The organism is Pseudoalteromonas piscicida (assembly GCF_002744175.1).
Lineage (GTDB): Bacteria > Pseudomonadota > Gammaproteobacteria > Enterobacterales > Alteromonadaceae > Pseudoalteromonas > Pseudoalteromonas piscicida_B.
On the sequence record NZ_NKHF01000060.1, the window covers coordinates 20,607 to 32,764 of the forward strand.

At 42.4% G+C, this 12,158-nt stretch carries 10 protein-coding genes; 2 read left to right on the top strand and 8 right to left on the bottom strand.

Annotated elements, in window-relative coordinates; all coding sequences use genetic code 11:
- Positions 1-19 precede the first annotated feature (19 nt).
- Positions 20-661, bottom strand: coding sequence for an HD domain-containing protein (locus CEX98_RS13235; protein ID WP_099642531.1), 642 nt, complete (start codon positions 659-661; stop codon positions 20-22).
- Positions 662-844: 183 nt separating this feature from the next.
- Between CEX98_RS13235 and CEX98_RS13240 the strand changes: the two genes are divergently transcribed.
- Positions 845-2,035 (top strand): class I SAM-dependent methyltransferase, encoded by a 1,191-nt coding sequence (locus tag CEX98_RS13240; protein ID WP_099642532.1) that lies wholly within the window; start codon positions 845-847, stop codon positions 2,033-2,035.
- 389 nt (positions 2,036-2,424) lie between these two features.
- On the opposite strand, the gene CEX98_RS13245 is transcribed toward CEX98_RS13240, so the two are convergent.
- The 6 genes from CEX98_RS13245 to CEX98_RS13270 form a co-directional block, all read right to left on the bottom strand.
- Positions 2,425-2,715, bottom strand: a complete 291-nt coding sequence (locus CEX98_RS13245; protein ID WP_099642533.1) for a PilZ domain-containing protein — start codon at positions 2,713-2,715, stop codon at positions 2,425-2,427.
- A gap of 8 nt (positions 2,716-2,723) precedes the next feature.
- Positions 2,724-3,107 carry a response regulator gene (locus tag CEX98_RS13250; protein WP_099642534.1) on the bottom strand — a complete coding sequence of 128 codons (384 nt, stop codon included), beginning with the start codon at positions 3,105-3,107 and terminating at the stop codon, positions 2,724-2,726.
- A gap of 81 nt (positions 3,108-3,188) precedes the next feature.
- The gene (hrpA, locus tag CEX98_RS13255) at positions 3,189-7,082 is read right to left on the bottom strand and encodes an ATP-dependent RNA helicase HrpA (protein ID WP_099642535.1); all 3,894 of its coding nucleotides are present in this window, start codon (positions 7,080-7,082) and stop codon (positions 3,189-3,191) included.
- A gap of 150 nt (positions 7,083-7,232) precedes the next feature.
- On the bottom strand, positions 7,233-7,661 hold the full coding sequence (locus CEX98_RS13260; RefSeq protein ID WP_099642536.1) for a CBS domain-containing protein: 429 nt from the start codon (positions 7,659-7,661) through the stop codon (positions 7,233-7,235).
- Positions 7,662-7,746: 85 nt separating this feature from the next.
- Positions 7,747-8,775, bottom strand: a complete 1,029-nt coding sequence (locus CEX98_RS13265; RefSeq protein ID WP_099642537.1) for an isoaspartyl peptidase/L-asparaginase family protein — start codon at positions 8,773-8,775, stop codon at positions 7,747-7,749.
- Between the two features lie 188 nt (positions 8,776-8,963).
- A complete protein-coding gene (locus tag CEX98_RS13270) occupies positions 8,964-9,674 on the bottom strand; it encodes a SapC family protein (protein WP_099642538.1) in 711 nt (236 codons plus the stop codon).
- Positions 9,675-9,873: 199 nt separating this feature from the next.
- Here CEX98_RS13270 and CEX98_RS13275 point away from each other — a divergent pair, with 199 nt between their 5' ends.
- Complete coding sequence (locus CEX98_RS13275) at positions 9,874-10,557, top strand: DUF6445 family protein (protein WP_099642539.1); 684 nt, start codon at positions 9,874-9,876, stop codon at positions 10,555-10,557.
- On the opposite strand, the gene CEX98_RS13280 is transcribed toward CEX98_RS13275, so the two are convergent.
- A complete protein-coding gene (locus CEX98_RS13280) occupies positions 10,554-12,089 on the bottom strand; it encodes a tryptophan halogenase family protein (RefSeq protein ID WP_099642540.1) in 1,536 nt (511 codons plus the stop codon). The two genes, CEX98_RS13275 and CEX98_RS13280, sit on opposite strands and share 4 nt — an antisense overlap.
- Positions 12,090-12,158 lie beyond the last annotated feature (69 nt).

Sequence of the window (12,158 nt, forward strand, 5' to 3'; positions counted from 1 at the left end):
GAAGTTGATATGGCGAACATTAGTTGGCTATTTCTGACTTTAATTGTGCTAAGAAGTCGACCATGTACTGTGTCCGACGCTCTGCTTCTTCGCGAGCCGCGACGGTATGCATATTATCTTTTATATGCAGTAGCTTAATAAAGAAATGATCTAACGTGTATTTTGTATCGTCAGCTATTCTATGTTCACAAAACGGGTCATCAACATGGTATAAATTTCTAGCAATCGCACCACCGACTTTCATACACCGGCTCACCCCAATTGCACCTAACGCATCCATTCGATCTGCGTCTTGTACTATTTTGGCTTCAAGCGTAGTCGGCGTCACGCCAGCGCTAAAGCTATGCGCGACAATAGCATGATGGATAGCTTCTAGCTTTGAAGTATCATAGTTTAATGCCGTTAAGAACGACACCGCTTTGTCTGCCGCCAACTTTGATGCAATCGGTCTATCGGGATGATTTTTTGCAACGGCTACACAATCATGTAACCAAGCAGCAGGGATCACAACGGCAGGATCTGCACTTTCAGCTTCGCAGAGAGACTTGGCGACCTTAACAACTCTTTTAATATGAGAAAGGTCGTGTGCTGTATCAGCACAAGGAGTCGATAGCATGAATTCTTCACATGCTTTTTCTAATTCATGCATTGGTAATGTCATTGAGCTCAACTTTTAATTATGTCTACTGTAGTAAAACCGTTGCTCTAACGATTTTTGATCGCGCAACTTAACCGATAACTGCCAACATTTAGCACACTTTACAAACCGAGTTGGCATTACTGATTGTATGTTGCCACACCCTTCACTAAAATGGCAGCTATCAAGAAAGATTAGAGAAAATATATGACTTGCGCGCTATATCTGCAACCTGGAAGAAAAAAATCCCTTAACAGAAAACACCCTTGGGTTTTTTCAAAAGCGATTAAAAAAGTGAAGGGTAAACCTGCATTGGGTGATACCGTCAAAATCTATAGCAACGATGGCAAATATCTTGCGACGGCAGCTTACAGCCCTGACTCACAAATAAGAGCCCGAATTTGGACATTCGATGAGTCTCAACAAATCGACCAAGCCTTTTTTGAGCAAAAGCTTGCTCAGGCATTTGAGGCAAGAGAATACGTCATTGCTGAGGGCGCTCTAACTGGTTTTCGTTTGTGCGCCGCCGAGTCTGATGGTCTTCCTGGCGTCACCATTGATAAATTCGATAATTATCTAGTGTGCCAGCTATTAAGTGCAGGTGCAGAACGTCACAAAGGTGAAATCGTCATGGCGCTTAAGTCGCTATTCCCTGAGTGTGCCGTATATGAACGCTCGGATGTTGATGTACGCAAAAAAGAAGGTCTAGATAAAATCACAGGTCCTCTATCAGGTGATGCACCAACAGAGCCGGTATTGATCAGTGAAAACGGATTAAAAATTGAAGTCGATATCATCTCAGGTCACAAAACTGGGTTTTATTTAGACCAACGTGATAGCCGCGCCGCATTAGAGCGTTTTGTGAAAGACAAAGAAGTACTCAACTGCTTCTGTTATACGGGTACTTTCGGCCTATATGCATTACGAGGTGGTTGTAATAAAGTCATCAACGTTGATGTATCCCAGCCCGCTTTGGACACCGCAAAGCGTAACGTTGAACACAATGGTCTTGACCTTTCAAAAGCGGAGTTTGTAAAACAAGATGTATTTAAGCTGCTGAGACAGTATCGTGATGAAGGTCGTCAGTTTGATACTATTGTTATGGATCCGCCTAAGTTTGCAGAGAGTAAAGCTCAACTAAACGGCGCATGCCGTGGCTACAAAGATATTAATATGATTGCCATGCAAATACTAAAACCAGGCGGAACATTACTTACATTTTCTTGTTCCGGCTTAATGGAACAAAACTTATTCCAAAAAGTAGTTGCCGACGCTGCGCTTGATGCAGGCAAAGAGTTGTTAATTATGGAAAGACTCAATCAAGCTGCCGACCACCCTATCGCCGGCAATTACCCTGAAGGCTTTTACCTGAAAGGTCTGATCTGTAAGGTTTATTAAAGGATCAGACTCAAAAAAGCAGATAACTATGCGTAGTAAATATAAGCATAGTAAATAAACGCACAATTTAAAAGCAGGGTATGAGCGCAAGACTTCGCTTTCAACCCCTGCTATCACTAATATGCGTAGGTAAGAAAGACATTGCTGCATAGTGGTATTGAGCAAGAAGTACTACACAATTAGAGTCAAGGCGACTCCTTCAAATTGAACAAACTCACGGTCAAAAGGCGACTTATACCCGCCCAAACAGTGCAGGTAGTTAGGCCTACTAGAACGACAATGAGGTCACTTTTAACGAATAGAACCTTACAGTTCGCTCTATTTTGGGAAGTGTAAACTACGGCTCCACCTTAGCATGCTTTAAGTCACGCATACTCTAGTAAATCAACTTAATTAAATTGTGTTATTTCAAGTCCAACAATCCATTGATTGTCCTGCTCTTGACTACAACGGATGACATTGGCGTGGGCACTCAGCGGTTGGATCATATCCCCACTTGAGTCAATGAAGATATCCACTATGGTATTTGCTTCAATTGGGTCGCTGATTGTCACGGACAATCCAGTTGCACTTAAATCATGACAAACGCCTTGATGTGTTCTTCCAGTCTCTAACTCGGTTAATTTTGCTACAGCATCTACCGACATCCGCATAAAGCGACGTTTATCTTCATTGATCATGTCTGCTCCTACACCATTGATTTTATTTTTTCTAATAGCGACTGCATAGAAAACGGTTTGACTACATAGGCATCACATCCTGCATCAAACCCGGCTTTTTGTTCTTTTTCAGATTCTAAACCTGACACCATCAACACAGGAATATCCTTAGTCTCTGGTGTATTTTTCAGCATTCGACAGGTGTCGTAGCCGTCAAGCCCCGGCATACAAACATCCAGTAAAATTGCGTCTGGAGGATCAGCAATTGCATTCGACAAGCAACTCGTGCCGGAGTTAGCGTAGCTCAGCTCAAACGCGCCCGATAGTGCAACTTCCAGCATTTCATAATTAAAATACTCGTCGTCAACCACTAGCAGGTGCGGTGCATTTTTCCTTCTCTCTCGTGTGGACATTGTCAATGCCGCTTCCTTCTCACAATCCAAAACTGTACTTCCTCATATATTAAAGTAACTGTCGTACTCTAAAAAGCAAGTTTAAATTTCACACTCTTTAATAGCGTTAAGAACGCGCTTAGCCGAAATTGGGTAAGCAGTGCCTAATGTTTGAGCAAACAAAGATACCCTAAGTTCCTGTTGCATCCAAAAAATATTTATTAGCGATTCAGGAACCGGCAAACCTGACGGGATCTTTGCTAACTTTTCTTGGTAAGCCGTAGCCACTTTTTCTAATTCTAGTACACACAGCCTATCTCGATTTGGATCCACAGCAAGTTTTTCAAGCCTTTTCTCTATCGCTTTCATATAACGCAAAATATCTGGCATTTTTTGTGCGCCATGCTCGGTAACAAAGCCTTTAAATATAAGACCGGATAACTGAGATTTAATGTCACCATGAGCGGTGATCATCGTTAAATCAACTCTACCCTTCATCCTTTTATTAATGGCATGCGCTATGCTGAGAACCGCTTCAACCTGTTTTGCGATCTCCACAACCGTATCACCGAGTTCGGCTCGAACATGCTCTTTCGCTTCTTCGAATGCTTTATCATCTCGGATTTCACCAAACTCACGTAGTAACCTGTCTACTCCAGCCTCGGTACAATCATTTACCAAATCCTGTACTTTTCCAAACGGATTAAAATACAGTCCAAGTTTAGCTTTATTTGGCAAGTGCTGTTGCAAATATTTAACTGGCGATGGCACATTCAATAATACCAAGCGGCGCAGCCCTGACTGATGAGCAGTTTGGGCTTTTATCTCATTATCAAATAGCTCGATGGCAGCACTGTGCTTTTTATCAACCAATGCAGGAAACGCTTTGATCTCATAGTTTCCTTGCTTTTTGGTGTATTGCTCGGGCAATTTACCAAAATCCCACTCTTGGATATCAACCTGTTCAATCCCTTGCTCTGCAACCTGTGAAAGTGTTTCGGTGACTTGTCCCTGTAGTTTCGCCTTTAACGCAAGCAGATCAACACCGTGTGCGATCACTTTACCCTTGTCATCTACTACCTGAAACTGCATTTTTAAATGAGGTTCGAGTGATGTTAAGTCCCAATCAGACTCCGCAACTTTTACACCTGTCATTCGCAGGAGACGATTTGCTAACGCTTCTAAGAATGAACCCTGCATCACATCTATGGATGCAAGCACAGCATCGGCATAGTTTGGTGCCGGAACAAAGTTTCGTCTTAATGTTTTAGGTAATGACTTAATTAACCCGCAAATAAGTTCATGTCTGAGCGCAGGAATATGCCAGTCAAACCCTTCATCCTGCACCTGATTTAACAACGCAAGAGGAATATTGACCGCCACACCATCTAATGCCTGTCCCGGGTCAAAATGATAGCTAAGCGGTAAGATTAGGTTACCCTGTTGCCACGTATCTGGATAGTGTGCTTCAGTGATGTGTTCAGCCTCATGCTTCATTAGCAACTCACGAGTCATATGTAAGAAACGTTTTTCCTTTTGCTTCTTCACCCGCCACCATTTGTTGAATGCTGCACGATTGTTAACATCTTGTGGAATTCGCTCGTTGTAAAACGCAACTACATCTTCTTCATCAACTAAGATGTCGCGACGTCTGGCTTTATCTTCGAGTGCCTGTACTTCTTCTACCAGCTTTTGGTTCGCTGTCAAAAAGCCTTCACTTTGACCCAGTTGCGCATTTGCCAGAGCTTCACGAATAAAGATCTCGCGGCTAATAATTGGGTCAATATCGCTATACACAGTGCGCTTTCTGCCAACGATGATCAGGCCATACAAAGTTTGTTGCTCATAGGCGATCACCGCACCGGCCTTTTTTTCCCAGTGCGGCTCACTGTAGCTTCTATTAACTAAGTGTGTGGCTAAAGGTGCAATCCAATTTACATCAATTTTTGCATTGACTCTCGCATAGAGTTTGCTGGTTTCTACAAGCTCCGCCGACATCAACCATTTTGGACTTTTCTTAAATAAGCTAGAGCCTGGGAAGATATGAAACTGGCTATTGCGAGTACCTTTGAAAACCTGTTTTTGCTTCTCATCCTTCACACCGATATGGCTCAGCATCCCACTCAATAGAGATTGATGGATGGCTTCATCGGAAGCTGGGGTATTATTCACCTTAAAGCCCAACTCTTCGCATACTGTAGTCAGCTGATACACAATATCTTGCCATTCACGTACACGCATATATGCTAAAAAGTCTTTTTGGCACTGCTTTCTAAATTGATTGCGAGTCAATGCTTGTTGTTGTGCTTCGATGTAATTCCAAAGATTAAGATAAGCAACAAAATCAGAATGTTCACTATCGAACCGACCGTGCTTTTCATCGGCAGCAGCACGCTTGTCTTGGGGGCGCTCTCTTGGGTCTTGAATCGACAGCGCCGCTGTAATGACTATTACTTCCCAAAGCGCGCTATTTTGCGCTCCTGACATCACCATTTTTGCAAGTCTTGGATCTATCGGCAAGCGGCTAAGTTTGCGACCCGACTCGGTTAGTTTGGCTTTTTCTCGGCGCTGCGTGGGAATTATCGCTTCTAGCTCTTCTAGCAGTGTCATACCATCTTTAATATTACGGCTATCTGGCGCCTGTACAAATGGAAACTGGCCGATATCCCCAAGTCCAAGCGCAAGCATTTGCAAAATGACTGAGGCTAGGTTTGTTCTTAAAATTTCAGGGTCGGTAAATTCAGGACGGCCAAGGAAATCTTCTTCAGAGTACAAGCGAATACAAATACCTGATGCTACACGTCCACACCGCCCTTTTCGTTGATTGGCACTCGCCTGCGAAACGGCTTCGATCGGTAAACGCTGTACCTTAGTTCGATAACTATATCTGCTGATCCTCGCAGTACCTGGATCGATTACATAACGGATCCCGGGCACGGTTAACGACGTTTCTGCCACATTTGTAGAGAGTACTATGCGTCGCTGGCTATGAGCTGCGAAAATACGGTTTTGTTCTGCATTAGAAAGCCGCGCGTACAGTGGTAAAATTTCAACCCCTTTTAAGTTGCGCTTTGCCAGTGCATCGGCAGTATCTCGTATTTCACGCTCACCATTCATGAAGATCAGAATATCTCCTGGTCCTTGCGCACATAACTCATCAACTGCGTCAAAAATACCCTGTAGCTGATCGTTTTCGGCTTCGCTATTTTGCGAGTCAATATCTTCAACAGGGCGATATCTCACTTCAACAGGATATGTTCTGCCTGACACTTCTATGATAGGGGCATTATTGAAGTGTTTCGAAAAGCGTTCAGGGTCAATGGTTGCTGAAGTAATAATAACCTTTAAATCTGGACGCTTTGGTAACAGCTGCTTTAGATACCCTAAAATAAAGTCGATGTTAAGGCTTCGCTCATGGGCCTCATCGATAATGATAGTATCGTATTGGTTAAGGAATCTATCCTGCTGAATTTCCGAGAGTAAAATACCATCGGTCATTAGCTTTACGTACGTATTGTCCGATACTTGGTCAGAGAAACGAATTTTAAATCCTACTTCTTGCCCAAGCTCACAGCCAATTTCCTCTGCAATTCGCGTCGAAACACTTCTCGCGGCTAATCTTCTCGGCTGTGTATGCCCAATATACCCATCAACACCTCGACCTAATTCTAAGCAAATTTTAGGTAACTGAGTGGTTTTACCAGAACCGGTTTCCCCCGCAACGATGACCACTTGGTTATTTGCGATAGCGTCTTTTATATCGTTTTTCTTTTGGCTGACTGGAAGCTGCTCGGGATATTCGACTACAGGGATATTCTCACTTCGCCTTACCTTGAGCGCTTGGCTTTTAGCTATTGCAGCGGCTATTTTTTTAACCACCTGCAATTGCTTTTCTTGATCGGTAATTTTCTTCGCGCCATGAAGGCGCTTTTTGAGGAGGAAGTGATCCTTTTTAAGACATGAATTTAGCTCTTTGAACAGCGAGTCAACCTGCACTACACGACACCTTGTGATTACATAAAACGCCGTGTAGTTTACCAAATCAAATAGAGCTAACCCAACTAAATTTGGTCAAGAGCAACGATTTTTGCAGTATCGCTACGCTGTTTTACAATTCCATCATAAGCTCTGAAACAAGTAACTCCCTTAAACATACCTATGACCAGAGGTATAGGCATCATGCAAATGTTTATCAATTGCAAGCAGCACGTTTGCCCTACTGATCACCCCGAGCAGGCGACCATCATCGTCTACTACCGGGTAAATCTTAGGCTTATTGCAGCTCATCATGTCTGCAATTTGTACAATACTATCCTCACACTTAACACATAACGGCTCCCGAGTCATAACGTCAGATACCACGCTATGTGACTCATTTTGGTATGTTGCCTCTAACATTTTTTTGAGACAATCTTGCTCCGATAAAAAACCAATTACCCGCCGTGTTTCATCTAAAACAGGGCCTCCCGACTGACCACTTTGGAGCAGTTTTTCTACTGCTGATTCCACGCGCATATCTTGATTAAATGTTACAGGGCGATGATTTAAGTAGTCTGCGACTTTTATTGATTGCATTGCTCATCTCCATTAAAAACGCCAGCTATCATATTAATAGTAGCTGGCGTTTAATAAACTTGCTTAATCTCGATGAAATATTGTTTTAGTCGCTATAAATACCAACATAGGTCTGTGTTGTTGACGACTTGCTCGCACGATACATCCCCGCGGTATTAAATGGCATGCTAATATTTCCTTTTGGATCTACGATGATAACGCCACCAGTACCACCGATTGGATACAAGGTATCAAAAATCACTTCTTTCCCAGCTTTTTCAATCGATTTGTTCTGATAAGCAACGCGTGCGCAGATATCAGCCGCGACATTATACCTAATAAAATATTCGCCATGCCCTGTTGCTGACACGGCACACGAGCGGTTGTCTGCAAACGTGCCAGCCCCAATAACCGGAGAGTCACCTATCCGACCAAAGCGCTTGGCCGTCATGCCACCAGTTGAAGTGCCTGCTGCTAAATTACCATGCTTATCAAGTGCCACAGCACCAACGGTGCCCATTTTGTAGTGACTGTCCAGGGTCTGGTGCGCGGCTTGATAGTCTTTTGTGGCGGCCTCTCTCATCTGCAGTCGCTTTTTAGCTTTTAACAGAGACTGATAACGGGCATCGGTATCGAAGTAACTGTTTTCTACAAAAGTAAACCCTCGCTTTTTGGCAAAGTCTTCGGCTCCTTCACCGCTTAGCATAACGTGTACAGAGTGCTGCATAACCGCTTTAGCCAAGTTAATTGGATTTTTGATATGCTGAACCCCTGCTACCGCACCGGCTTGGCGATTACGGCCATCCATAATTGAGGCATCCAACTCATGGCCCTCGTCATAAGTGTACACGGCGCCCTTACCAGCATTAAAAAAAGGAGAATCTTCAAGAATGTTAATAGCTGCCGTGACCGCATCAAGGCTTTCTCCACCTTGTTCTAGTACCTTATACCCTGCTTCAACAGCTTCTTTAAGTTTTGCTTTATATTGTTTTTCTTTTTCTGGAGTAAACTGGCTTCGTTCTATAGTACCTGCACCACCATGGATAGCGATAGCGAATGGCGTTACTTTTTCTTCGGTGGCAACGGCGGTCGTCGCCACGGCAAATAAGGCAGCTAGCAAAGAGGTTTTTTTCATTTTTATACCTTGGTTCGTTGTTAAACTTCAGCATGAGGTGAATTTTAGAACGATGCAAGCTTTCGCGTTAAAATTGTAAGCCCAACTTACTTACGTCGTAGTTGATAGAAACCCATGAGTCGCATCCACAAAAAAGCGCTTCCCTCTGGAAGCGCTTTTATCGAATCATTCTACTCTATTAGAAACGATTAGCTTGCTTCGCGTTGTGCCTTCATGCGAGCAAGGCGTGCTACTTGATGTGTAGAAGTTAAGAATGCGAAAATTGGTGCTAAATAGCCACGTTTACGTAGCTCTAGGAAATCTTCGTCACCTAGTTCGTTTAGCTTACGCTCATCCACAAGGTAGATGCCATTGATGTCTTTTTTCTCACCACGGATTTCTACTGTTAGAGTTTGTTGAACTAAAAGCTCTTTGTCAGCAAGATACTGAGTAAAGGCTTCCGTTACGCGAGCAAACTCAACATAGTTAACTAGCGCTTCTTTACGACGGCCTAGATACTCTGTTTCTTTACCATCTTCAAAAAGCGCGTTACCTTCTTCTTCGCCCACTAACGGACTTGCTTCATCAATAACGATACCAAACTGATCTTGCTCAGGGTGCTTAACCAAACCAAACGGATAACGCGCTGCAGCCATTGGTACAAAGCTACCAGTCCACTTGTCACCATCTACAAACAAGTTTTCGCCAGGCTGAAGACCAAACATAGCAACCGCTTGGAATTGGCCTGATTCTGTATTTTTTACAAACGCCATTGGGAATTCTGTTGCTACACGCGCGAACTCATGCGCTACTACAGGCATTAAGTGCTGTGTTTTAAGGAAATCAACGTTTACGCCATTTTGAACTTTGATGTTAGCGTGCTTTTCGTTGTGTAAAGGCTGCACTTGTTGTTCTGCCATAATACTGCTCCATTATTTTACGTATTTGTTACTTTATTTATTGCCCCTAAGGCTAGCGGTTTTCGTGGCAAATTGGAAGTTAAATATTTATTTCTCCTTCCCATCACCCATTTTATCTCATCCACCCTTTGAAATCGTTGCTTTCATAATTTTTTTGTGGCTATATTTCATAAGGTTAACTAAGAAAGTTTATAGTCTCATGAAGCTTGAACTCAATCCAAAACTAAAAGTAAAAAAACTGTACATAGAAAAGCATAATTTTTATGTCTATATTATTGATGATGTAATTACCAATCCAGAAGCCGTAGTTGAATTTGCAACTAAACATGCTTACTTCCAAAGCCCAGGAAAAGATGGAACTCTATACCCAGGAGTAAGGGAGTTAATGCCAAAACCCTATGAGCGCCTCCTAAACAAAGCAATTGAAAGTTCAGGCCTAGCTAATACAGTTGAAATTTACCGTTGTCTGCTAAGCCTCATTACACTAAAAGAAAATGAAATCAACTACTTACAAACAGTGCCTCATGTAGACTCCATTGACAGCTCTGATTTTGCCTGCGTTCATTTTTTCTGCGATGACAGTTTTGGAGGAACCTCTTTGTATGAATATAAGGATAATGGACTCGCAACTGTGACTGCGGATAACTTACATAAGATGCAGGAAATGGTCGATCGTGCCCACAACCAAAATAAGCATGCTTGCTATTTATCGGATGACAATCAAGAGTTTGAAACTCTTTGCTCAATTCCAGCAAAATTCAATAGATTAGTGCTGTACCCTAGCAACCAGCTCCATTGCGCAAATATCAACGGAAAAAGTATAGATCGCAACCCTGAAACTGGACGCCTTACGATAGCTTCATTTTTCCGAATACTAAGTTAACATTTTGATAGGCCATACTGCTTAATAGCCTCGATCACCTTAAGCTGTTTTTGAGTCTGCTGCGCCACTTGTTCAGCAGTACTTTTAACCCGTTCAGCTTGCTCTTGAAGCCTCTTTAACTGATTTTCGGAAACAGGATTATATTTAGCGCTATATTCCATACCTAATAAAACGTATAAATAGTTTTCAAGACGGAACACCTCAAAGTTATTTGTAAAGTCATCTTTAGTTGGTCCATGCAACTTCCACAATGCCAGCTTCTCTAGCAAAGAGTCAGGAATGGTAGAGTCATTTCTATTGTCCAGCCAAAACTGGCTGTCGTCTCTGTCTGATATGCAGTAATGTAATTTTACAAAATCAACGACACTGTTCCATGCGGAACTAACTCTTTCATTAAACCTTTCTGATAGCACCTCTAAGTCATCATGAGCTTGAGGTAGCTTATTACAGAATAGATTTGCTGAGAAATCTGAAAGCAGAATAGCTGTTGCTTCTAGCGGTTCAATAAACCCTTGTGATAACCCAATTGCTACACAGTTTTTGTACCAAAACTTTTCTCGAAACCCTATTCGCATGTCTACAACTCGCACATCATCCGCGTTGAGTTTCATTCCGAGATAATTGCCAAACTCATTTATGGCGTCATCATCAGACAAGTGTTTTGAACTATACACAAACCCAACCCCCCTTCGACTCGTCAATGCGATATCCCAGATCCAACCACAACGATGGGCTTTGGAGATGGTATAAGGAGGTATATCTTCGCTAAGATTCGGAACTTGGATCGTCAATGCTTTATCGGTTAGGATGACATCACTCTTAGGGATAAAAGGAACTTCCAGCGCATCTCCAAGCAAAACACTTTTGAAACCTGTACAGTCAACGAAAAAGTCAAACTCAAGAGTTATGCCGGATTGCATATTTAAGTTAAGAATTGAACCATCACTTTTCTTATTCACGGTAACAACATTGTCAGTAACATGGCGAATACCTAAGTTAGAAGTACCATGTTCTTTCAACAGTCTCGCAAACTTTAATGCATCAAAGTGATAAGCATAATCTGAAATGCCTGTATATTCTGGATCCGTAATCCTCTTGGGTGCACGACCAAGCTCAGCCTGATATTCCTGAATAGAAGCCAAAGAAGCAAACGATGGAGTGTCTACCCCTGATTGTTTTAGATTTTGCCATAGGGGTGAGAGGCTCTCTCCAAATGGAAATGGAAAGTCGAATAGATGATGATAATAATGTTGGCTATTATCTGCCCCCGGTTTTAACCAGCTTTCAAATTTGATTGATTGCTTAAATGTAGCATCACACTTAGAAAATAAATCAGTTTCAGAAATACCAATCATTTTTAGCGTTTCTCTAATTGAAGGTACAGTACCTTCTCCAACACCAATGGGGGGTATATCAGGTGACTCGATTAATGTGACCGTTTTATCTGAATACTCAGACAGCTTTTTAGCAAGGATACAAGCAGTAAGCCACCCTGCTGTTCCACCACCAACGACTACGTAGCTATTTATCATGTCTTAACTTTAACTATAGTAAGCAATATGCCTTTTATAACATAAAAAAAGCCCAGCGGGTGCTGGGCT

What these genes read in the sequence shown, in the direction of transcription:
- CEX98_RS13260 (WP_099642536.1), bottom strand. Translation starts at nt 7,661, where the DNA reads ATGCAATCAATAAAAGTCGCAGACTACTTAAATCATCGCCCTGTAACA.
- CEX98_RS13275 (WP_099642539.1), top strand. Translation starts at nt 9,874, where the DNA reads ATGAAGCTTGAACTCAATCCAAAACTAAAAGTAAAAAAACTGTACATA.
- CEX98_RS13240 (WP_099642532.1), top strand. Translation starts at nt 845, where the DNA reads ATGACTTGCGCGCTATATCTGCAACCTGGAAGAAAAAAATCCCTTAAC.
- CEX98_RS13270 (WP_099642538.1), bottom strand. Translation starts at nt 9,674, where the DNA reads ATGGCAGAACAACAAGTGCAGCCTTTACACAACGAAAAGCACGCTAAC.
- CEX98_RS13235 (WP_099642531.1), bottom strand. Translation starts at nt 661, where the DNA reads ATGACATTACCAATGCATGAATTAGAAAAAGCATGTGAAGAATTCATG.
- CEX98_RS13245 (WP_099642533.1), bottom strand. Translation starts at nt 2,715, where the DNA reads ATGATCAATGAAGATAAACGTCGCTTTATGCGGATGTCGGTAGATGCT.
- CEX98_RS13280 (WP_099642540.1), bottom strand. Translation starts at nt 12,089, where the DNA reads ATGATAAATAGCTACGTAGTCGTTGGTGGTGGAACAGCAGGGTGGCTT.
- CEX98_RS13250 (WP_099642534.1), bottom strand. Translation starts at nt 3,107, where the DNA reads ATGTCCACACGAGAGAGAAGGAAAAATGCACCGCACCTGCTAGTGGTT.
- CEX98_RS13265 (WP_099642537.1), bottom strand. Translation starts at nt 8,775, where the DNA reads ATGAAAAAAACCTCTTTGCTAGCTGCCTTATTTGCCGTGGCGACGACC.